At 69.8% G+C, this 21656-nt stretch carries 24 protein-coding genes; 12 read left to right on the top strand and 12 right to left on the bottom strand.

From position 1 onward, the window contains the following. Positions 1-131 precede the first annotated feature (131 nt). From M2351_RS01980 to M2351_RS02025, 10 genes are all read left to right on the top strand, one after another. Positions 132-272 (top strand): hypothetical protein, encoded by a 141-nt coding sequence (locus M2351_RS01980; protein WP_246500552.1) that lies wholly within the window; start codon positions 132-134, stop codon positions 270-272. Beyond that, positions 253-2157 (top strand): hypothetical protein, encoded by a 1905-nt coding sequence (locus M2351_RS01985; RefSeq protein WP_264654486.1) that lies wholly within the window; start codon positions 253-255, stop codon positions 2155-2157. The genes M2351_RS01980 and M2351_RS01985 overlap by 20 nt, the downstream gene beginning before the upstream one ends. Before the next feature lie 5 nt (positions 2158-2162). Then, positions 2163-3200 (top strand): site-specific tyrosine recombinase XerD, encoded by a 1038-nt coding sequence (gene xerD / locus M2351_RS01990; RefSeq protein ID WP_264654487.1) that lies wholly within the window; start codon positions 2163-2165, stop codon positions 3198-3200. Positions 3201-3349: 149 nt separating this feature from the next. Further along, positions 3350-4954, top strand: a complete 1605-nt coding sequence (gene aceB / locus M2351_RS01995; RefSeq protein ID WP_264654488.1) for a malate synthase A — start codon at positions 3350-3352, stop codon at positions 4952-4954. A gap of 65 nt (positions 4955-5019) precedes the next feature. Next, the gene (locus M2351_RS02000; protein WP_264654489.1) at positions 5020-5496 is read left to right on the top strand and encodes a DUF29 domain-containing protein; all 477 of its coding nucleotides are present in this window, start codon (positions 5020-5022) and stop codon (positions 5494-5496) included. A 14-nt stretch (positions 5497-5510) separates the two neighbouring features. After that, positions 5511-6470: a DMT family transporter gene (locus tag M2351_RS02005; RefSeq protein ID WP_264654490.1), complete on the top strand. Its 960-nt coding sequence runs from the start codon at positions 5511-5513 to the stop codon at positions 6468-6470. Between the two features lie 87 nt (positions 6471-6557). Beyond that, the gene (locus tag M2351_RS02010; protein WP_264654491.1) at positions 6558-7514 is read left to right on the top strand and encodes an acetyl-CoA carboxylase carboxyltransferase subunit alpha; all 957 of its coding nucleotides are present in this window, start codon (positions 6558-6560) and stop codon (positions 7512-7514) included. Positions 7515-7537: 23 nt separating this feature from the next. Next, complete coding sequence (locus tag M2351_RS02015) at positions 7538-8065, top strand: MAPEG family protein (RefSeq protein WP_264654492.1); 528 nt, start codon at positions 7538-7540, stop codon at positions 8063-8065. Between the two features lie 114 nt (positions 8066-8179). Beyond that, the gene (locus tag M2351_RS02020; protein ID WP_264654493.1) at positions 8180-8461 is read left to right on the top strand and encodes a hypothetical protein; all 282 of its coding nucleotides are present in this window, start codon (positions 8180-8182) and stop codon (positions 8459-8461) included. Between the two features lie 160 nt (positions 8462-8621). Then, positions 8622-9131 (top strand): acyloxyacyl hydrolase, encoded by a 510-nt coding sequence (locus M2351_RS02025; protein ID WP_264654494.1) that lies wholly within the window; start codon positions 8622-8624, stop codon positions 9129-9131. Positions 9132-9140: 9 nt separating this feature from the next. Here M2351_RS02025 and M2351_RS02030 read toward each other — a convergent pair whose 3' ends face one another. The 3 genes from M2351_RS02030 to argB are packed head-to-tail and all read right to left on the bottom strand — an operon-like array spanning position 9141 to position 11421. Then, entirely contained in the window at positions 9141-10151 is a 1011-nt protein-coding gene (locus M2351_RS02030) for a magnesium transporter CorA family protein (RefSeq protein ID WP_264654495.1), read from the bottom strand. Between the two features lie 15 nt (positions 10152-10166). Further along, entirely contained in the window at positions 10167-10475 is a 309-nt protein-coding gene (locus M2351_RS02035; protein ID WP_264654496.1) for a hypothetical protein, read from the bottom strand. Positions 10476-10494: 19 nt separating this feature from the next. Then, positions 10495-11421: an acetylglutamate kinase gene (gene argB, locus M2351_RS02040; protein ID WP_264654497.1), complete on the bottom strand. Its 927-nt coding sequence runs from the start codon at positions 11419-11421 to the stop codon at positions 10495-10497. 107 nt (positions 11422-11528) lie between these two features. Between argB and M2351_RS02045 the strand changes: the two genes are divergently transcribed. Next, positions 11529-11702 (top strand): hypothetical protein, encoded by a 174-nt coding sequence (locus tag M2351_RS02045; RefSeq protein ID WP_264654498.1) that lies wholly within the window; start codon positions 11529-11531, stop codon positions 11700-11702. A gap of 149 nt (positions 11703-11851) precedes the next feature. Here the strand turns inward: M2351_RS02045 and M2351_RS02050 are convergent, their stop codons facing one another. From M2351_RS02050 to rpmH, 6 genes are all read right to left on the bottom strand, one after another. Next, positions 11852-13129: a cation:proton antiporter gene (locus M2351_RS02050; RefSeq protein WP_264654499.1), complete on the bottom strand. Its 1278-nt coding sequence runs from the start codon at positions 13127-13129 to the stop codon at positions 11852-11854. A gap of 4 nt (positions 13130-13133) precedes the next feature. Next, on the bottom strand, positions 13134-13811 hold the full coding sequence (yihA, locus tag M2351_RS02055) for a ribosome biogenesis GTP-binding protein YihA/YsxC (RefSeq protein WP_406567355.1): 678 nt from the start codon (positions 13809-13811) through the stop codon (positions 13134-13136). 108 nt (positions 13812-13919) lie between these two features. Then, a complete protein-coding gene (gene yidC, locus M2351_RS02060) occupies positions 13920-15665 on the bottom strand; it encodes a membrane protein insertase YidC (RefSeq protein ID WP_264654500.1) in 1746 nt (581 codons plus the stop codon). Between the two features lie 51 nt (positions 15666-15716). Further along, positions 15717-16013 carry a membrane protein insertion efficiency factor YidD gene (gene yidD / locus M2351_RS02065; RefSeq protein WP_264654501.1) on the bottom strand — a complete coding sequence of 99 codons (297 nt, stop codon included), beginning with the start codon at positions 16011-16013 and terminating at the stop codon, positions 15717-15719. Further along, positions 16010-16438, bottom strand: coding sequence for a ribonuclease P protein component (rnpA, locus tag M2351_RS02070; RefSeq protein ID WP_209766161.1), 429 nt, complete (start codon positions 16436-16438; stop codon positions 16010-16012). The genes yidD and rnpA overlap by 4 nt, the downstream gene beginning before the upstream one ends. A gap of 6 nt (positions 16439-16444) precedes the next feature. After that, positions 16445-16579, bottom strand: coding sequence for a 50S ribosomal protein L34 (gene rpmH / locus M2351_RS02075; protein ID WP_209766162.1), 135 nt, complete (start codon positions 16577-16579; stop codon positions 16445-16447). A gap of 241 nt (positions 16580-16820) precedes the next feature. Here rpmH and M2351_RS02080 point away from each other — a divergent pair, with 241 nt between their 5' ends. Then, complete coding sequence (locus tag M2351_RS02080) at positions 16821-18305, top strand: asparagine synthetase B family protein (RefSeq protein ID WP_264654502.1); 1485 nt, start codon at positions 16821-16823, stop codon at positions 18303-18305. Between the two features lie 69 nt (positions 18306-18374). Here M2351_RS02080 and M2351_RS02085 read toward each other — a convergent pair whose 3' ends face one another. The 3 genes from M2351_RS02085 to M2351_RS02095 are packed head-to-tail and all read right to left on the bottom strand — an operon-like array spanning position 18375 to position 21651. After that, positions 18375-19397, bottom strand: a complete 1023-nt coding sequence (locus M2351_RS02085; protein WP_264654503.1) for a glycosyltransferase family 2 protein — start codon at positions 19395-19397, stop codon at positions 18375-18377. Then, positions 19397-20386, bottom strand: coding sequence for a glycosyltransferase (locus tag M2351_RS02090; RefSeq protein WP_264654504.1), 990 nt, complete (start codon positions 20384-20386; stop codon positions 19397-19399). Before M2351_RS02090 ends, M2351_RS02085 begins: the two co-directional genes overlap by 1 nt. A 17-nt stretch (positions 20387-20403) precedes the next feature. Continuing rightward, positions 20404-21651 (bottom strand): alginate O-acetyltransferase AlgX-related protein, encoded by a 1248-nt coding sequence (locus M2351_RS02095; RefSeq protein ID WP_264654505.1) that lies wholly within the window; start codon positions 21649-21651, stop codon positions 20404-20406. Positions 21652-21656 lie beyond the last annotated feature (5 nt).

The following is a 21656-nucleotide window of genomic DNA, read 5'->3' on the forward strand; positions in this document are numbered from 1 at the left end:
GACCATCGGGTCAGCGGCGCGGACGGGTTCGCGATGCTTTAGCATGAAGCGCATCCTTGTCCCAAGCCGCACGGACGCAGACCGTGATACAGCGCCGCCGTTCCTTCCACAGAAACACGTCAACGATCACTATGAGCCGGGTCATTTCCGTACTCTTCGTCCTGCTTCTGCTCGTTGTCGGCGGCGGCATGGCGTTCCTCGCGTCCTGGGACATGCCGGCACCGTCGAAGACGGTGGAAAAGGTCATTCCGGATGAGCGGTTCCCCCGCTGACGCCGGGATATCCGCCGGGCGACCGCGCTCGCCCGCGGCCTCCACCGTCGTGGCCGCGGGCGCGTTCGCCGTCTCGACTGCATTTTTGGCCGCCTTTTTGATCGCCGCGCCTGCGCTGGCGCAGGACGGCCGCGTCGGCCCGCCGATCCGGCTGGTGCCTGCGCCAGCGCCCGCACCGGCATCGCCCGCCCCGCCGCCGGCGGTCGCGGCGCCGCCGGCTGCCCTACCGCCGCCCGTGACGCCGGTGGCGCCCCCGCCCCCGTCCTTCGACGTGGTGCCCAAGGTGGCGCCTCCCGCCCCGATCCAGGTGGAGACGCTGGGGCCGCTCGACCCCGACGGGGCCGGCACGCTCGACGACCCTCGCGGCCTGGGCGGCAACCCCTGGCAGGGCCTGCCGCGCGCCGTCCTGCTGCGCCTTCTGCCCGAACTGCCCGTCGCCACCCCGTCGCCCGCCGTCAAGGAGCTGGAGCGCCGGCTTCTGCTCAGCCGCGGTTCGCCCCAGGCGGCCCCGGGCGAGCCCGCCCCGCCGCGCCGCTTCGGCGCGCTCCGCGTGGAGAAGCTGGCGGCCATGGGCGACCCGCGCGGTGCGGCCGACCTCGCCGCCCTGCTGCCCGACGCCCTGGCCGACGAGGCCGCCGCCCGCGCCCTGACCGACGCGCAGATGCTCGCCGGCCCCCTGGACTGCGCCGCCGCGCAGGAACGGGCGAAGCCCTTCGCCGGCGCCTATTGGCAGCGGGTGACGCTGTTCTGCCGCCTGCGCGCCGGAAAGGCGGCAGGGGCGGCGGCGGAGTCCTCGGACACCGGCCTGACGCTCGACATGCTGCGGGAGCAGCCGGGCGGCGACCGCCTGTTCCCAGCCTTGGCGGAGGCGATGGCCGGCGGCCCGCCGCCCGCGCTGCGCGGCCTGAAGGATCCCGGCCCGGTGACCCTGGCGGCCCTGCGCGCGCTCCAGCTCGGCGCGCCGCCCGACGTCCTGGCATTGAGCGACCCGGCCCGCCTCGCGGCGGTCGCCACCAACCCGTCCACCGACCCCGCCACCCGCGTCACCGCCGCCGAACGCGCCGCCGCGGCCCTGTTCCTCGACGCCCGCCAGCTGGCCGACGCCTACCACGCGGTTCCCTCCAAGGCTGAGGATCCGGTCCTGCTGAAGGACATGGCGGCCCGCGACCGCTCCGCCCGCACGCGGGCGCTGGTGCAGCGGGCCTTCCTTGCCGCGATGGACGGTCGGCGCCGGGTGGAGCTGGCGCGGCTGGCCGTGGACCTCGTGGACGCGCCGCTTCTGGCCGGCCCGCTGGGGGCCGCTGCGGCGGGGATGCTCGACACGACCCCGGACGCCGCGGCGCTGGCCCCAGCCGCCGCGCGCCTCTGCTTCGCGCTGGGCCGCGCCGAGGCGGGCCGGCGCTGGTACGACCTCGCGTTGCGCAGCCGGCCGACGGCCGAGGTGGCGCGGCTGTGGCCGCTGTCCGTCATCGCTGGTGGCGCCCCGCCGGGGAACGCCGGCCTTGCCGGTTGGCTGGACGAGGCGCTGCGCGGCGCCGACGCCGCGGCCCGGGCGCGGGTCGCCGGCCAGCTTGCCCTGTTGCAGGCGGTCGGCGTGGCCGTGCCGGACGACGCCTGGCTGCGCGCCGCCGACGGCGAGGCGCCCGCCGCACAGATCAATCCCATGCTTCCGAACCCCGCCCTGTGGGAGCGGCTGAAGGACGCCTCCGCCGCCGGCCGGACCGGGGAAACCGTGCTCGCCGCCCTTCTGCTGCTGGGGGAGGGTGGCCCTGCCGCCGCCTCGCCCGTGGTGGTGGCCCGCGTCGTGGCGGGCCTGCGCGCCGTAGGTCTGGAGGCCGACGCCCGCGCCATCGCCCGTGAAGCCGCCGCGGCCCTGGCTGGATGACCCGAATGCCCCCAAAGAACCCCCAGGCCAAGACCCCAGCCAAGAGCACCGGGGCCAAGCGTCGCGGGCGCCCCTGCAAGCCGCGGCCGGTCGCCGCGTCGCCGCATGTGGACGCCTTCCTCGACATGCTGACGGCGGAGCGCGGGGCCGCGCTGAACACGCGCATTGCCTACGAACGCGACCTCGCCGACCTCGGTCTCTGGCTCGCCCAGCGCGGCCTGCCGCTGGACAAGGCCGGGACGGAGGATCTGCGCGGCTATCTGGCCTACCAGCACGCGGCCGGCGGCGGCGACCAGAAGCCCGCCGCCCCGCGCACCGTGGCGCGCCGCCTGTCGGCGATGCGCCAGTTCTACCGCTTCCTGGTTTCGGAAGGGCGGCGCCAGGACGACCCGGCCTCGGCGCTCGACAGCCCCAAGCAGGGCCGGCCGCTGCCCAAGATCCTGACGGTGGACGAGGTCACCCGCATGATCGACGCCGCCCAGACCCGCGGCGGGCCGGAGGGGCTGCGGCTGGTGGCCCTGCTGGAGGTGCTTTATGCCACCGGCCTGCGCGTGTCGGAGCTGGTCGGCCTGCCCATGGCCTCCATCCTGCGCGATGGGCGCGGCCTGATCGTGCGCGGCAAGGGCGGGAAGGAGCGCATGGTCCCCCTGTCGGAGCCCGCCTCGGCCGCGCTGGCCGCCTACCTGCCCTGGCGGAGCCACTTCATCCTGGCTGGCCGGGAAAGCGGGCCGGTCGCCTTCATGTTCCCGTCGCGCAGCTCCACCAACGGTCACCTGACCCGCCAGCGCTTCGCCCAGCTGCTGAAGGAGCTGGCCATCGAGTCGGGCATCGACCCGGAGAAGGTCAGCCCCCACGTGCTGCGCCACGCCTTTGCCACGCACCTGCTCGACCGCGGCGCCGACCTGCGCTCCGTCCAGAAGATGCTGGGCCACGCGGACATCGCGACCACCCAGATCTACACCCACGTGGTTTCGGAACGGTTGAAGCAGGTCGTGCACGAGCACCACCCCTTGGCGCGGCGAAAGACCGCACGTACGCAATAGTGTTACGCCGCGACCGCTTGGCGCGACCGATCCGTGCGATGCATCGTTGGTCCGATCCTCCCGTTGTGGTATAGCCCTGAACCAATTGGGCCAATTGGGGTCTGGCGGCCGCGCAACGACGCGCCGCTCCGTTCGGGGGGAGAACACGCATGGGCACGACCATTTCCGGTCTGGAGATCCTGGGGCCGATCAAGCCGGGCTTCGACGCCATCCTGACGCCGGAGGCGCTGGCCTTCCTGGCGGAGCTGGAGGGGCGCTTCGGGTCGGAGCGCCTGCGCCTTCTCGACGTGCGTGCCAAGCGGCAGGCCCTGCTGGACAAGGGGCAGAAGCCGGACTTCCTGCCGGAAACCCGCGCGGTGCGCGAGGCGGCGTGGATGATCGCGCCGCTGCCGCACGACCTGCTCGACCGCCGGGTGGAGATCACCGGCCCGGTGGAGCGCAAGATGATCATCAACGCGCTGAACTCCGGCGCGAAGGTCTTCATGGCCGACTTCGAGGATTCGCTCTGCCCGTCCTGGGCCAACCAGGTGGAGGGGCAGATCAACCTGCGCGACGCCGTGCGCCGGACGATCAGCCACGAGGATCCGGCCAGCGGCAAGAAGTACCGGCTGAACGACAAGACCGCCGTGCTGAAGGTCCGCCCGCGCGGCTGGCACCTTGAGGAAAAGCACGTCCTGCTGGACGGGGAGCCGATCTCCGGCGCGCTGTTCGACTTCGCGCTCTTCGCCTTCCACAACGCCAGGGAATTGCTGGAGCGCGGCTCCGGCCCCTATTTCTACCTGCCGAAGCTGGAAAGCCATTTCGAGGCGCGGCTGTGGAACGAGGTGTTCACGCTGGCCGAGGACTACCTGAAGATTCCGCACGGCTCCATCAAGGCGACGGTGCTGATCGAGACGATCCTGGCCGCCTTCGAGATGGACGAGATCCTCTACGAACTGCGCGACCACTCCGCCGGCCTGAACTGCGGGCGCTGGGACTACATCTTCAGCTTCATCAAGAAGTTCCGCAACGACCCCGCCGCCGTCCTGCCCGACCGGGCGGAGGTCACCATGGCGACGCATTTCCTGCAGTCCTACAGCCTGCTGGCGATCCGGACGTGCCACAAGCGCGGCGCCCCGGCCATCGGCGGCATGGCCGCCTACATCCCCGTCAAGGACGACCCGGCCGCCAACGAGACCGCCTTCTCCCGCGTCCGCGCCGACAAGGAGCGGGAGGTGTCCAACGGCCACGACGGCACCTGGGTGGCGCACCCCGGCCTCGTCCCAGTGGCGATGGAGGTGTTCAACACCTACATGCCCACCCCCAACCAGATCGACCGCAAGCGCACCGACGTGACCGTCGCCGCCGCCGACCTGCTGACGGTTCCGGACGGGTCGAAGACGGAGAAGGGCCTGCGCAACAACGCGGCGGTCGCCATCGGCTATATCGAGGCGTGGCTGCGCGGCATCGGCTGCGTGCCGTTGTTCAACCTGATGGAGGACGCCGCCACGGCGGAGATCAGCCGCACCCAGGTCTGGCAATGGCTGCACCACGGCGCCGCGCTGGACGACGGCCGCCCGGTCACCATGGAGCTGGTCGACGCCATCATCGACGAGGAGCTGGCCGCCTGGAAGGACCGCGTCGGCCCCGCCGCCTTCGAGGTGGGCCAGTACGAGGAGGCCGCCGTGCTGTTCCGCGATCTCGTGGAGCGCAAGGACTTCGTCGACTTCCTGACCCTGCCCGCCTACGACCACATCGTCGTGCAGGGGGTGTGAGCGCTTCCTTAAACAAGGCGGGCGGCGCTACCATGTTTCGTAACGGGTTACGAAAAGAGTTGGGCATGGGACGCAACGCCGCCGCCTATGAGGACGATTTCTACGGCTGGACGCAGGAGCAGGCCGGGCTTCTGCGCGCCGGCAAGCTGTCCGAGGTGGACGTCGAAAACCTCGCCGAGGAGATCGAGAGTATGGGCCGCAGCGAAGCGGACCGGCTGCGGAATTGCCTGCGCCTGATCCTTCTTCACCTCCTGAAATGGCAGGAACAGCCGGAGCGCCGATCGCGAAGCTGGCGCAACACCATCCAGCGCGAGCGCGACAACGCCGCCCTGGCGCTGGAGGAAAACCCGAGCCTCGCGCCGAAGCTCCCGGCCCTGTTCGACAAGGCTTACCAGTTGGCCCGCCGCGAAGCCGTCCGCGAGACGGACTTGCCGGCGGAGCGCTTCCCGGTGGACTGCCCGTTCACCCTCGACCAGACCCTGAGCCCGGATTTCCCGGAGGGGCTGGAGGATGGCTGGCGTCCCGCCCAGCGGCGTGGATGACCCGAAGCGACACCGTGTCCGCATCCTCTCCTGCCGCCCGGCCAGCCCCGCGCACCGCATCCCACGGCGTTGAATCGCTCCTGCTCCTGCTGTCCACCGGCGGGCTGATCGGAGCGATCGTTCCGGCGACGAAGTTCGCCCAGGCGGCGGGCGTGCCGCCGTTGCCCTGGGCTTTTTCCATGATGTTCGGCGCCGGGGCGATCCTGGCGGCGCTGGCGCGGGCCAAGGGGGCGCCGTTGCCGCTGACCGGGCGGTACCTGCGCTATTTCCTGGTGTCCGGCTTCCTGTCCGTGGCGCTGCCCAACGTGGTGCTGTTCATCGTCATGCCGCCGCTGGGCGCCGGCCTGTCGTCCGTGGTCTACACGCTGCCGCCGATCCTGACGCTGGTGATGGCCACGGCGGTGGGCATCGAGCGGCCGGACCGCTGGCGGGCGGCGGGGATCGGGCTGGGCTTCGCCGGCGCGCTGATGATCGTGGGGCCGCGCGGCAGCCTCCCGTCGCCGGACCTCGCCGGCTGGATGGCGCTGGCTTTCCTGATGCCGGTCTCGGTCGCCGCCGGCAACGTCTACCGCACCGCCGCCTGGCCGCCGGGGGCGAAGCCGCTGGCGCTCGCGTCCGGCACGATGCTCGGCGGGGCGGCCTGGGTGGCGCTGGCCCTGCTCGCCACTGGGGCAGCGGGGGAACTGCCGAAGCTCGGGCTGGCGCCGGGGCTCGCCGCGCTGCAGATCGCGGTGACCGCCTTCACCTACATCCTCTATTTCCGCCTCCAGGTCGTGGCCGGGCCGGTCTATCTCAGCCAGATCGGCTATGTGGCGACGGCGGTGGGGCTGGGAACGGGCACGCTGGTCTTCGGGGAGCGCTATTCCGCCTGGATTTGGGGCGGGGCGGCAGTGATCGTCGCCGGTGTTCTGCTGGTGGCCTTCGGGCGGCGACTTCTGGGAAGCCGCGTTTTTGGGCATAATGCCGCGCGATAACCTGTGGCGTCGCCGCGCCGCACCGTGCTACCAAGGCCGGTCCGCGACGTCCGCGTCCTATCTATATCGGTCCGTGATCCTTCCGGCATGCAAACCTTCCTCGAATTCGAAAAGCCGATCGCCGAGCTTGAAGGCAAGATCGAAGAGCTGCGCCACCTGACCAACGCCGGCGATATCAACATCGCCGACGAGGTCACCAAGCTGCAGACCAAGGTCGACAAGCTCCTGCGGCAGACCTACGCCAAGCTCACCCCCGCACAGAAGGTGCAGGTGGCGCGCCACCCCAACCGGCCGCACTGCCTGGACTATGTGAAGGGGCTGATCGAGGACTTCACGCCGCTGGCCGGCGACCGCGCCTTCGCCGAGGACCGCGCGGTCATCGGCGGCCTGGGCCGCTTCCGCGGCCGGTCGGTGGTGGTCATCGGCCAGGAGAAGGGCCACGACACGGAAACGCGCGTGCGCCACAACTTCGGCATGGCGAAGCCCGAGGGCTACCGCAAGGCCCAGCGCCTGATGGACCTCGCCGACCGCTTCAACCTGCCCGTCGTGTCGCTGGTCGACACCGCCGGCGCCTTCCCCGGCGTCCAGGCGGAGGAGCGCGGCCAGGCCGAGGCCATCGCCAAGAGCATCGAGCGCTGCCTGCGCCTCGCCGTGCCCATGGTGGCCGCGGTGATCGGCGAGGGCGGCTCGGGCGGCGCCATCGCCATCGCGACCGCCGACCGGGTGCTGATGCTGGAGCACGCCATCTACTCCGTCATCTCGCCGGAGGGCTGCGCCTCGATCCTGTGGCGCAACCCCGACATGGCGGGGGAGGCGGCGATCGCGCTGCGCCTGATCAGCCAGGATCTCAAGGAACTCGGCGTCATCGACCGGGTGGTGAGCGAGCCGATCGGCGGAGCCCACCGCGACCCGGCGGAGACGGTGAAAGCGCTCGGCGACGCCGTCGAGGAATCGCTGCGCGATCTGGAAGGGCTGGACGGTGCCGCACTGCGCGCCCAGCGCCGCCAGAAGTTCCTCGACATGGGCCAGAAGGGCTTGGGCTAAGGGCCTGGGCTGAGGGATACGCCATGGCCGCCGGCAGGAGGACCCGTCTTCTGACGCTGGCGGCTACCGTCAACCTGACGGCTGTGGCGCTCACGCTCGCGGCCTTCTGGCTGCTGTTCGCCATCGTCGCGCCGCCGGAGGGGATCGCCAACCCCGGTGCGCGCATGGCTTTCTGGGCGCGCCTGGCCTTGTGGCCGGCGTTGGTCTTGTTTCTGGCCGTGGGCGGCGTCATGCTGGCGCGCGCCCGGTCGGTCGCCCTGAACCCCATCGACGATCCCGAGTCGCGGTTCCACCGGGTCAGCCAACGCGTGCTGAGCAACACGGTGGAGCAGACCATGGTCTTCCTGCCGGCGCTGGCCGCTCTGGTGGCGCAGGCTCCCCTGCCGGATCTCGGCGCAGCGACCGTGGCGACCATCCTGTTCGTGGTGGGCCGCCTGCTGTTCTGGGCCGGCTACCTCACCCACCCCTACGCCCGCGCGCCGGGCATGTCGGTGACCCTGACGGTCAACGCCGTGTTGCTGGGCTGGAGCGTCCTGCTGGCCCTGGTCTGAAGCCACTTTCTGTACAACCCCTGGGAACGGCAGCGTTGAGGTTGCGCAACGCTATGCGTATGATGGTCGCCTCTTTTCGTCTTGAGTGGCCCACCAGCGCCTGGAGTTCGCGCGATGCGTTTGTCCCAATGGCCTTCCTTTGCCCAAATCGCCGTTTCCGCCTTCCTGCTCCTGACGGCGGTGCTCGAACTGTTCGACACCATGCTGGAGGACCTCATCGGCACGGAAATCACCACGGCCCATGGGCTTTTCGTGTTCGCGATCGGGAAAATCCTGAAGGAATGGCTTGAAGTAAAAGAGAAATTTTCTGCCACGCGCGAGAAATTTTCGGAACGGCACGAGACGACCCATTCCGTCCGCGACGGAGAAACCATGGCCAAAACCCGAACGGCTTAGGTGGTTCGTTCTGCTTCTGCGCCTGTGGCATACCACCATCGGCGCAGTTCATTCCCCAGCAAATAACAATCATGTTCCTCCGAAGTCGAGACCGGGAGGCTTCATGCGCGCGTTCCGAAAATACTTGGTGGCTGCTTCTCTTTCTGCCTTGTCTTTGAGCATGCCCTTCGCAGGAAGCGTGCACGCCGCGTCGTCCCCCGATCTGGTCAGCTTCGGCGTGGGCGCGTATGATTCCATCGTCTTCCAGGAGTCGACGGACACGCCCCGCAACCGGTCGCTCGATTTGCGGCTGGAATATCGCTTCGGCTATTCCCTGTTGCCCTTCACCGAACCCTACGCGCAAATCCATCCCTGGCTGGGCGTGGAAACCACGATCGACGGCATGCTGTTCGGCGGGGGCGGCTTCCTGGCTGATTTCAAGCTCGGGCCGGTGGTCCTTACGCCCAGCGTCGGGTTGGGCTTCTGGCGGCGCGGCGGCAGCAAGAACCTGGGCTCCGCGCTGGAATTCCGCAGCCAGATCGAGGTCGGCTACGAGTTCGACAACCAGATGCGGGTGTCCGCCTACCTGTCGCACATCTCCAACGCCGGCATCACCCAGAAGAATCCGGGGGTGAACACGGCCGGCGGCTACCTGCACATTCCCTTCAACACGCTGTTCGGCGGCTGGTAAGGACGCTTTTTAAAGCCAGCGCCGCGACCGGAAATAGAGCATCGGGAGCAGGGCCGACAGGACCATCAGCAGGATGGCCATCGGATACCCCCACTCCCAACTTTTTTCCGGCATGTCGGTGAAATTCATCCCGTAGATGGTCGCGACCAGCGTCGGCGGGAACAGGGCCACCGTCAGGATCGAGACGATCTTCACGATCTCGTTCTGCTCGACGTTGATGTGGCCCAGCGTGGTGTCCAGCAGCAGCCCGACCTTGCCCGCCAGGAACCGCGCGTATTCGCTCAACCCCACGACATCCTGCAGGGCCGCGCGGGCCCAGCGCCGGGTCGGCTTGGCGGCGGTCCATCCCTCCCCGCGGGCGAGGAAGGTCAGCATGCGGTGAAGGCTCGCCAAGCTGACATGCGCCTTGCCGACCAGATGGCCGGTGTGGCCGATGCGTTTCAGCGTGCGGGTGTCGTCGCTGTTCTGGGCGCTTTTCTGGGCGCGGGAGGGCAGGGCGCGGCCGCGGAAGGCGCGGCTGCTCATGGTGTCCAGCTCCAGCCCGACGCGGCGCAGCACGCCGGCCGTGCGCTCCACCATGGCCTCGACCAACCCCGCCAGCACGGCTTCGCCGCCGGTCGCCGCCCCTTTCGCCACTGGGCATCCGCTGCGCGTGACGCGGCGGCGGAAGGCCAGGAAGGGTTGCGGATCGATGGGATGGATGGTGGCGAGCCGCCCGCCGGCCAGGACGAAGCTGACCGGGACGATGCTCGGCCGGTCGGTGTCCGCCCACAGCAGGGCCATCACCGTCATGTGCACGGCGCCGGGGGTGATGCGCAGGCGGCTCGACTCCTCAATCTCCGCCATCTGCTCCCGCGTCGGCAGGGCCACGCCCATCAGCGCCTCGGCGCGGGCCAGCTCCTGCGGCGTCGGGTTCAGCAGGTCGATCCAGACCGTCTCGGCCGGCAGCGGTCCGTCGTCCTGCTCGGCCTCCTTGGACCAGCGCAGCGTGCCGCCGTCCTTGACGAATGCGTGCAGCATGCCGGGACGCCGCCGTCAGACGATGCGGCCGACGCGGTGGGGCTTCGGCGGGGGCGCGTCATCCGCCTTGTTCGGGCCATCCTGCTTTGGAAGCTCCAGCTCGGCGGGGCCGCCGTCCTTGCGCAGCTCCGCCTCCAGCTTGCGGCGGAAGGCGCCGCCGTCCTGCCGGGAGTCCAGGAAGTGGCCGACGGCTTCTTTCGCGGAGTCGCGGTCGAAGGGGACCTTGCCGAAGACGGACAGCTTGGCGCGTTCCAGCAGCTTCGGGTCCATCCGCTCGCGGATGGCCTTCATCTGGCGCAGCAGCTCCTTGCGGACGTCAGACATGGCAGGCCCCCTTCCGATCTTACTCGCGGCCGATCAGCGTGCCGGCCCCGCCCTCCGTGAAGATCTCCAGCAGCAGGGCGTGCGGCACCCGGCCATCCAGGATGACGGCGGCGTCCACGCCCTGCTCGACGGCGTCGATGCAGGTTTCGATCTTCGGGATCATGCCGCCCGTCGCGGTGCCGTCGGCGATGGCCTCGCGCGCCTGGTCGAGCGACATCCGGGTGATGATGTCCTTGTTCTTGTCCATCACGCCGGCCACGTCCGTCAGCAGGAAGAAGCGCGTGGCGCCCAGCGCGGAGGCGACGGCCCCGGCGGCGGTGTCGGCGTTGATGTTGTAGGTGTCGCCCTGGCGGTCGAAGCCGATCGGCGCGATGACCGGGATGATGTCCGACTGGGCCAGCGAGGTGATGATCGACGGGTTCACCTGGTACGGCTCGCCCACGAAGCCCAGGTCCAGCACCTTCTCTATGTTGCTGTCCGGGTCCCGCTGGGTGCGGCGCAGCTTGCGCGCGGTGATCAGGCTGCCGTCCTTGCCCGACAGGCCGACGGCGCGACCGCCCGCGTTGTTGATGGCGGCGACGATCTGCTTGTTGATGGAGCCGGCCAGCACCATCTCCACGACCTCCACCGTCTCCTTGTCGGTGACGCGCAGGCCGTCGATGAAGCTGGACTTGATGGCCAGCCGTTGCAGCATCTGCCCGATTTGCGGCCCGCCGCCGTGCACGACCACGGGGTTGATGCCGACCTGCTTCAGCAGGACGATGTCGCGGGCGAAGCTCTCCGCCAGGCTGTCGTCACCCATGGCGTGGCCGCCGTACTTGATGACGAAGGTGCGCCCGGCGTAGCGGCGCATGTAGGGCAGGGCTTCGGACAGGGTGCGGGCCTTGGCGAGCCACTCGTCGCGGGTGGTGTTCTGCACGGGAGAGCCGTTCGTCAGGGTGGACATTGGCGGACTCTTTAACGGAAAGCTCCGGGGGTGCCTAGTGGGCTTTTTCAGCCGGGAACCCTCGAAAGGCTGCTTGGTTCGCGATCTTACAACCGAGGGGCAACCGAATGGCAACCGATTGGGACGAGACCATGAACGACCGCATCATGCCGACGCCGCGCAACCCCTTCACCGAAGCCCACAAGGAGGAACTGGAGGAGAACGCCCGCAAGATCGAGAAGGGCCAGGGAGAAACGAAGCCGCGCAAGGACGAGGGCGGGGAAGACGGGGAGTCGAAATGACGGGGCCGTCGCGCTGTTGCGGGCAACAAACTCAACACGAATTTCCCAGATTCTGGCACGGATGACACGGATTTTTCTTTGATCTTGGCTCGGTCCGGGCTGCTCGGCCAACCGTTGCTCAGCAAGCCGAATGGTCCGTGAAATCCGTGTCATCCGTGTAGACCCTGTTGCCTGCAAGGATCAGCGACCCGCGCCACCCGCCCGACCAGCAGCGTCATCGGCTGGGTCAGCGCGGTTGCCGTGACGGCCATCAGCACCATGGCGGAGAAGCAGGCCCCGGACAGCACGCCGGCCTCCAGCAGGATGGTCAGCACGATCACCTCCATCAGCCCCTTGCAGGGCATCAGGGCGCCGAGCCTCCAGGAGTCGCGCCAGCTCTCGCCGGTCAGGCGAGCAGGCAGGGCGGTGCCCAGTGTCTTGCCGACCAGCGTCGTCACGGTGGCGAGCGCGAACACCCACCATTGGGCGGAGGCCGCGAGGTCCAGATCCACCTTCAGCCCGGTCAGGGTGAAGAAGAAGGGCAGCAGGACCAGCGTGGCGAAATGCTCCAGCCGGTCCAGCACGGCGGCGGCCAGCCGGCGCGGCACGACGGTGCCGGCCACGAAGGCGCCCAGGATGTAGTGCAGGCCGATCAGCTCCGTCACCGCGGCGGAGGCCAGCAGCGCGGTGCAGGTGACGACCACGGCGGTGTCGCCGACCCGACCGTCGGGCGCCACGCGGTCCAGCAGCCGGCTCAGCAGCGGGCGGGCGACCAGTTCGGTAAGGGCCAGATAGGCGAAGCCCAGCACCGCGACCATCGCCACGCCGCTAAGCCCCTCGGCCCCGCCCGCCGCCCAGGCCAGGACGGCGGTGATCAGCACCCAGAGCAGCGCGTCGTTCACCGCGGCGTAGCCCAGCGCCAGCCGGCCCACCCGCTCCTCCAGCAGGCCCATCTCGCGCAGGATGGCGCCCAGCACGGGCAGGGCGGTCACCCCGACGCAGATGCCGAAGCCGGCGGCGAACAGCCAGGGCTCCGCCTTCGGTCCGGCCATGCCCGGAAAGGCGCCGGCGATCCACAGGCCAAGCGCGCCGCCCAGCAGGGTCGGAACCAGCATGCTCGACAGGCTGACCGCCACGAAGCCGCGCCCGCGCCCGCGCAACTCGTCCACGTCCAGGTGCAGCCCGGTCAGGAAGGCGAAGAACACCACCGCCAGCAGCGCCAGCCCCGACAGGGGTGCCAGGGAGGCCGGGGCGAACAGCGCCCCCCACAGGCCAGGCGCGACGTTGCCCAGCCCCGAGGGACCAAGCGCGATCCCGAACAGGATCTGGATGACCACCATCGGGGCCACATGCTTCACCCCGCACAGCCGCCACAGCAGGAACGGCCCGGCGATCAGCAAGATCGCCTGGACCAGGAACAGCAGCGCCGGCGTCAGCGCGGGGGGCATGGCGTCACTCCGCGGCAAGCGCCGCGAGGCTGGCCCTCAGCTCCGCGATGCCCAGCCCCTTCTCGGAACTGGTGATGTGCACCTGCGGAAAGGCGGCGGGATGCTTCTTCAGGCCGGCCTCGCACCGCTTGGTGACTTCGGCCAGCTCCTGCGACCGCACCTTGTCGGCCTTGGTCAGCACGACGACGTAGGGCACGGCGGCCTTGTCCAGCATCGTCATGATCTCGTCGTCGTTCGGCTTCAGCCCGTGGCGCGAATCGATCAGCACCAACGCGCGGCGCAGCGTGACCCGGCCCTTCAGGTAGCGCCGGACCATGTCGTTCCAGGCCTCGACCTTCTCCTTCGACTCCTTGGCGTAGCCGTAGCCGGGCATGTCCACCAGCTTCAGCCGGCCGCCCAGGTCGAAGAAGTTCAGCTGCTGCGTCCGCCCCGGCGTGTTGGAGGTGCGGGCCAGCGTCTTGCGCCCGGTCAGGGCGTTGACGAGGCTCGACTTGCCGACGTTGGAACGGCCGGCGAAGGCCACCTCCGGCAGGTCGGCTTCCGGCAGCTGGTCGGGCGTCTGGGCGCCCCACTTGAAGTCGCATTCCTTCGCGAACAGGAGCCGCCCCGCTTCCAGGGCCTCCTCGCTGAAGCCGGACATCAGGCCGGTGCTGGTGGGCCCGGTGCTGTTTGACGAGGTCATGGCTGTGCTTTCACGTGTGCGGGCGGCCCAAAACATAACCGCCGGCAAACGCCCGTCAAGGAAGGGGTTTGCCGGCGGTCATGGGGTCCGCTCAGGAGGGAAGGGCGATCAGGCCTTCACGCCGTCCTGGCGCATGATGATCCACTGCTGCGCCACCGACAGCGTGTTGTTCCAGGCCCAGTAGATGACCAGGCCGGCCGGGAAGCTGGCGAGCATGAAGGTGAAGATGATCGGCAGGAACTGGAACACCTTCTGCTGGACCGGGTCCGGCGGGGTCGGGTTCAGCTTCTGCTGGAAGTACATCGTGATGCCCATGATGATCGGCCACAGGCCCAGCATCAGCATGTGCGGCGGCGTCCAGGGGATCAGGCCGAACAGGTTGAAGATGGTGGTCGGGTCGGGCGAGGACAGGTCGTGGATCCAGCCGAAGAACGGCGCGTGCCGCATCTCGATGGTCACGAACAGCACCTTGTAGAGCGAGAAGAACACCGGGATCTGGATCAGGATCGGCAGGCAGCCCGACACCGGGGAGACCTTCTCGCGCTTGTACAGCGCCATCATCTCCTGGTTCAGGCGGACCTTGTCGTCGCCCACGCGCTCCCGCAGCTCCTGCATCTTGGGCTGCAGCTTCTTCATCTTGGCCATCGCGTGATACGACTTGTTGGCCAGCGGGAAGAAGCAGGCCTTCACGATCACGGTGAAGACCAGGATGGCGACGCCGAAGTTGCCGAACAGGCGGCCCAGCCAGTCCAGCGCGTAGAAGAACGGCTTGGTCAGGAAGTAGAACCAGCCGAAGTCGATCGCCAGGTCGAAGTTGGCGATGCCCAGCTTGTCCGAATACTCGTCCAGCAGGCGGACCTGCTTGGCGCCGGCGAACAGGCGGCTGGTCTGCTCGGCCGTGGCGCCGGGGGCGACCTCGATGGCCTGGCCCAGCGTGTCGACCTGGTAGCGGTCGGCGGCACCCGGCGAGCTGTAGAGGAAGCGCGCGGTGACCTGCTCCTTCTGGTCCGGGACCAGGGAGACCAGCCAGTACTTGTCCGTGATGCCGATCCAGCCGCCGGTGGTCGGGGCGGAGATGGAACCGGACTTCTTCAGGTCGTCGTACTTGTGCTCGTTCAGCTTGCCGTTGAAGACGCCGAGCGGGCCCTCATGCAGGATGTAGTAGCCGGACGTGTGCGGCGTGCCGGCGCGGCTGACCAGGCTGTACGGCAGCAGGCGCACCGGGGCGGCGCCCGTGTTGCGCACCTTCTGCGTGACCGTGAACATGAAGTTCTTGTCGACGGCGATGGTCCGCTCGAACACCAGGCCCTTGCCGTTGTCCCAGGTCAGGGTCAGCGGCTTGTCCGGGGAAAGCGCCTGGCCGTTGGCGGTCCACTTGGTGTCGCCGCCGGGGACCGGCTGCGCCTTGTCCTCCGGCACCCAGCCGAACTCGGCGTAATAGGCGTCGGGTGTGCCGCCCGGGGCCAGCAGGACGATCTCCGGGCTCTTCGGGTCGGTCGTCTCGTGGTAGTCGGCCAGCGTCAGATCGTCGATCCGCGCGCCCACGAGGTTGACCGAACCGTGCAGGGCCGGCGTGTCGATCTTGACGCGGGTGCCGGCGGCCATCTGCTCCGCGATCAGCGCGGCGCGGTCCTTGACCGATTCCGGTGCCGCAGCACCGGGCGCCGTGGCGCCGGGAACGGCTCCAGGGAGTCCGGGCGCGGCGCCGGGGGCGACCGGCTGCTCCGTCTGGGCGGCCTGCTGCGCAGCCTGCTTCTGCTGCTGCACCTTGGGGCCTTCGTAGAAATACTGGAAGCCCAGCAGGATGGCGATCGAAAGGGCGATCGCGAGGATGAGGTTGCGTTGGTCGGTCATGGCATCCCGGTTGCCGTGGGCCTTGCTGAAGAGGGCGGCCGATGGCCGGCCTCAGGGCCGGCCTGAGAAAGTGTGTCGATGCGCCGCCCCGGACGGGCCGTGCGAACAGCAGCGGTCCGCCTGTCCCCGCTCGGGCACGGGGTCATACCCCCACCCGCCCCAGGGATGGCAACGCAAGAGCCTCCGGACGGTCAGCCAGCTGCCCCGGATCGCTCCGTGCTTAGATAGCGCCTCGAGCGCGTAGTTGGAACAGGTTGGCTGAAATCGGCAGTGCCACCCGACGAAGGGTGACAGCGTCCATTGGTAGAGGACGACAAGACCGCGCAGAAAAAGGGCAAGCGGGCTCATGCGCCGGCCCCCTCGCTGCGTGGTCCGTCGTCTGGCCCGCTTTTCGGCGCATCGCGCCAAAGCCCGAGACGCTTCAGCGCCGCGGACAGGTCGCCCAACAACTCCGTCCACGGCCTTTCGGCCGTGTCGGCGCGGGCCACCAGCACGAAATCGTGACCGGGGGCCGCGTGGGCGGGAAGGATCTGGCGGGCCGCCTCGCGCAGGCGGCGGCGGGCGCGATTGCGCACGACCGCGTTGCCCACCTTGCGGCTCGCTGTCAGGCCAAGACGAATCGGCGGCTCGCCAGGGGCGGGCCGCTGTCGATCGTCGTGTCGGCGCACCTGCAGGATCAGGCCGGGAGCAACGTGCTTGCGCCGTGTACCGGCCACGGCCAAGAACTCCGGCCGCCGCTTCAGGCGCCCGACCAAGCGGTCCGGCGCCGCCATCGCGTGTTAGGCGCTCAGGACCTTGCGGCCCTTGGCGCGGCGGCGGGCAATCACCTTGCGGCCACCGACGGTCGCCATACGGGCGCGGAAGCCATGCCGGCGCTTGCGCACGATCTTGCTGGGCTGGTACGTGCGTTTCACGGCACTTTACTCCTCGATCTCAGGGCAAAAAATGAGCCCCGCTGTATAAGGGCACAGCCCCCCGGAGTCAATCGCCGCGGTCTGCCTCCGTGCGGAATCTTCTCCGTCCGGGGTGCCCCCGGTGCAAACAGGGTATGGCGCTGCCCCTCCGCCGGGCCACGGTGTTTATCCCTGACCACATGTGAAGGTCCGGAATATGAAAGTCCGGAGTGGGCCAGGGGTCCGGAGAGGGGAAATCGGCATGCTGCACCGGCGGCAGTTCATCGTGTCCAGGCAGGCGCAGGAGATTGGGGCGGCCATAGGGACGGACTGGGTGGTCCGTGACATCGGCGGGCTGGTCCTGTCCCACGCCCCCGACCTGCCGGTCGAGCGCGTGCTCGGCGCCGACGGCACGGTCTGGCACCTGCTGGGCCTAGCCGTGCAGACCGACCCGGCGCGCCTCGACCCGGCCGAGGCCCTGGCCGGCGCGCGCTTCGACACCATCGGGGAGACGCACCGCTCCTGGGCGGGGCGCTGGGTCCTGCTGAACAACCGCGCCGTGCACATGGACGCCGGCGGCACGCTCGGCGTCTTCTACGGCGAGGTGGACGGCGGCTTGGTCCTATCCTCCAGCGCCGCGCTAATGGCGGAGCTGCTGGGCGACAAGGCGGAATTCCGCCGCCGCCTGACGCACGAGGCCGGGCTCGACTGGTACCCGCTGCCGGGCTCCGGCCTGAAGGGGGTGCGGCGCCTGCTGCCGACCCAGGTGCTGAATCCGTCCCGCCGCATTGGGGAGGAAGGGTTCCTCACCTTCCGCCGGCCCTTCGCGCCGGTGCTGCCCGGCTTCTCCGACGAGCAGGCGATGGAGCGGATGGAGCGCATCCTGGTGACCGCCGTGCGCAACCTGCACCGGGCCGTGGGGCGACCGCTGATGCTTCAGCTGACCGCCGGCTTCGACACGCGGCTGCTGCTGGCCACGGCGCGCAAGGCGGAGGTGCCCTTCGCGACCTTCACCTTCGATCACAAGGACCTGACCCCCGGCGACCGCAAGCTGCCGCCGAAGCTGGCGCAGATCGCGGGGGTTGAGCACAAGCTGATTCATTGCGGCCCCATCGACCGGCAGCGGGCGCGCGACTACCTCGCCCACACCGGCCGCCACACGGCGGCGCTGGACGGGGAGTTTCATTCCAACGGCGCCTGGGACGGCGTGCCGGAGGGCAGCACCGTGCTGCACGGCGGCGTGTTCGAGGTGGCGCGCTGCTTCTACTGGGGCCAGATCCCGCCGGGCCTGACGGCCGACGGCGAGGACACCGCCGCCCGTCTGTTCGACAGCTTCCGCGGCAAGCTGTACAACCCGCTGTCCCATTACGACTCGCTGCGCGAGTGGCTGGACTGGGTGGTGCGCACGCCGGAGCTGGCGATGGATCTCCGTGACCGCTTCTACCTGGAACAGCGCGTCGCCGGCTGGCTGTCAGCCATCGACCAAGGCGTGGACCTGACCGGCCGGCAGCTGTTCCAGCCCGGCAACTGCGCCGATTTCATGGCCGTGGCCCTGGCCCTGCCCGTGGACGTCCGCCGCGCCAGCCGCCACCACGCGGAACTGATCCGCCGCATGGCCCCCGAACTGCTGAGCGAACCGATCAACCCGCCGCAGCCCGCCGTCCTGCGCCAGCTCCGCAAGCTGCCGCGCCGCCTGAACAAGCTGCGCACGGCCATCGGGCATCATTTGATGCGGAAGTCGGCGTGATGGTGTGTGGGGAGGTGGTCGTGCTGGGCCCCCCTCCCAACCTCCCCGCCTGCGGCGAGGGGAGGGGCTTTAGGGGACGAGCGGCGGAGTTCCCTCCCTTGCCTCTCGCGCATGCTTGCATGCGCTGATGGCGTCAGGCGAACGCCCTTGGCGTTCGCTGAGAGCCGAAGGCGGGGGAGGGTTAGGGAGGGGGCCCAACACGACCACTGACGTCTTCTCCTCCGCGACCCGCCCCGGCGCAGCCGTGGCGGCGAGGTGCTGCCAGCGTCGGTAGGCCTCCACACCCACCGGCGCGCGGTGCTTCATACCGATTCGCATGATCTCCGGCAGGGCCGCTAGCACCTTCAGGTCGGTCAGGCGCGGGCCGTGGCGCAGGTTCTTCCAGCTGTTTCCGATCCAGGCTCGGGCGAAGCGCCAGGGCAGCAGCCCGGCCGGGCAGCGGGCGACCTCGCGGATCAGGTCGTTGCGGTGGTTGTAGAAGCGCTCCAGCCCCGGCTTGCGGCCCTTCTCGCTCTTGTCGTGGTAGACCATGACGTCGGGCAGGGCGACGACGCGGAAGCCGGCGCCCATCAGGCGCAGGCAGCGGTCCTTCTCCTCGCCCTGGCGGTACAGCTCCGGCATGTAGAGGCCGACCGAGGCCACGGCGCTCCGGCGCAGCAGGTGGCCACAGCCGACGTACCAGGGCACGTCGAAGGGGGCGGCGGCACGGGGGAAATAGACCAGCCCGTCGCGCGTCTCGATGTTGCAGGCGACCACCGCCGCGTCGGCGTGCGATTCCAGGAAGGCCACCGCGCGGGCGAGCCCGTCCGGCGCCTCGAACCAGGAATCATCGTCCACCGACAGGACATAGTCGCCCGTCGTGTTCACGAATCCGAAGTTGCGGGCGTAGATCAGCCCGGCGTTGTGCGGCAGGCGGACGTAGCGGACGCTTGGGAACTCAGTCCGCACCATCGTGTCGGTACCGTCGGTCGACCCGTCGTCCACCACCAGGATCTCCGCCACCGCGTGGGTTTGCGCCAGCAGGCGCGACAGCGCGGTGCGCAGCTCCGGCGCGCGGTTGTAGGTGGCGATGACCGCACTCACCGACGCCATCAGGCGACCTCGCTGGAGGAGGATGAGGATGCGTGCGGACGTTCCGGCATGGGCAGGAAGGTCGGCGGGCGCTTCTGCTCCTCCGGATACTCATCGCGGAGGCCGGCCAGGTAGCTCTCCAGGAAGACGCTCAGGCCTTTGAAGTCGCGGTTCAGCAGGTAATAGGCGCTGTACTTGGCGATCATCCGCGGGATCACCGCCGCCTTCTCGTAGTTGGCGTGGATGTAGCCCATGTTGCGGAAGAAATGCGGGGTGCGGTCGGCGCGCATCGTCTCCACGGTGCCCAGCCGGCCGCCCAGCACCTTGTGCTCCGTCCGCGACATGCCGGGGTGGACGTGGATCGCCTTCACCGCGGTGCCGGCCTTAAGCCCGGCGCGACGGGCGCGCAGTGTGAACTCGTACTCGTCGCCCCAGATGAACATCTCGCGCTTCACGTTGCCGATGGTCTCGAAGACCTTGCGGCCGATCAGCGTGCCGTTGAACAGCGCGATGGTGTCGGGCACCAGCCCGTCCACGGCCTTCGCGCGCAGCGCGTCGGGGTCGCGGATGCCCTGCATGGGGAAGGCGAGAATCCCGTGGTCCTCCGCCGCCAGCACCAGCGGGCCGACCATGTCGAGCCGGTGCCGGTCGGCCTGGGCCAGCAGTTCGGCGAGCGCGCCCGGCTGCGGGATGCCGTCGTCGTCGGTGCTCCAGATCCAGCGGTGGCCGAGGCCGAGCGCGGTGTCGAAGGCGGTGTGGTAGGCACCGGCGGAGCCGCAGTTGGCCTGCCGCACGACGACCAGCACGTCGCCCCATTCCTCCTTCTGGGCGGCCAGCCACTCCGGCGTGCCGTCGCTGGAGCCGCTGTCGACCACCACGACCCGGTCGGGCCGCGGCACCTGGTTCAGGATGGCGGCGAGGCAGGTCGGCAGCAGCGCCAGCCGATTGTGGGTGACGACGATCGCGGCGACGTCGTGGGCGACATCCGTCGCTGGGGAATATGGTGCCATGGCCGGGCGATCCTCGATCAATCAGTCTGGACTTGAAACGGAACGCAGTCGGAAGACGGCGGGCGGCAGGGCAGGGTCGCCACGCTCGGCGCCTCGGTCGGGACCAGCACGCCCAGCCGCGCCAGCGTCGCCTGCACGACGCGTGCGGCGTAGAAATGCCCCTCCGTCCCCCAGCGGCTGTCGTTGGGCTTGTACAAATCGATCACGCCGCCGGCCGCCAGCGCCTTCAGCCCGGACGCGAGCGGGGCGAGGTGCAGCGTGTGGTCGCTGGCCAGCACCTCCTCCACCGCGGAGCGGACGGGTGGGGGCTCCAGCAGGAAATCGGCGTAGACCGTGCCCTTGTCCGGCGCCACCATCACCAGGAAGCGAGTCCGCCCGTTGGCCTCCACCGCCGCCTGGAGCGCGCGCAGGCTCCGCCGCCGCTCCTCCAGCAGCGCGCGGTCGGCGCGCCAGGGCAGGAAGTCGTCGGTGCGGAACAGCGTGCTGGAGGCGGCGGCCGAACTGAACAGCCCCGCGTAGACCAGCGTCCGCTCCTGCACCGACGGGGCCGGCAGGTTCAGCAGGGCGCGGGGCACGGCCTTCACCAGGATGTCCATGGCGTAGCCGACCGGCGGCGCCGCCCAGGCGTGGGCGCGGGCGCGGGTCCAGGGCTGCGGGGTCTGCCCGATCACCTTGGGCGCCAGCGGTGCCGCCTTCGGCGGGGGCTTCGAAGGACCCCTCGCCTGGGACACCACCGTCAGCGCGGGCGCGCGCAGCAGGCTCTCCGCCGGGGCGGGCAACGCCGCCGTGCGGGCGCGCAGGTCGCGCTCCGCCACCTCCAGCACCAGGGCGCGGGGCGGACGCTCCCGGAAGTCGGCGGAAGCCAGGTACTTGGCCAGCGGGGTCTCGTCCAGGTGCAGCACCCCGACGCTCAGGCCAGTCTGGTTGCGCAGGTGGTCGGTCCAGTAGTGGCCGTAGGGGGTGCGGGTGTCCGACGGGTCCGGGCGGGAGAAGCCGTCGCCCATCACCACCACGTCGTAGGCCGTGCCCGGCCGGGCCGCCTCGGCCAGCGGCGGGACGAAGATCGCCTGCGGGGCCGACGGGCCGAAGCGGTTCTCCGCGAAGCCGCCCATCCGCGTCAGGTCGCCGTCGGGCGGGTCCAGCGTGTGGGCGAGCGGCAGGACCAGCGCCGCCACCAGCGCGACGATCCGCAGCGCAAGGCCGTCGAATCCCCGGAACAGGCCCCCGAACAAGCCCCCAGCCAGGCTTCCCAAGCGCATCCTCATGCCGA

This window comes from Azospirillum canadense, from assembly GCF_025961225.1.
Lineage (GTDB): Bacteria > Pseudomonadota > Alphaproteobacteria > Azospirillales > Azospirillaceae > Azospirillum > Azospirillum canadense.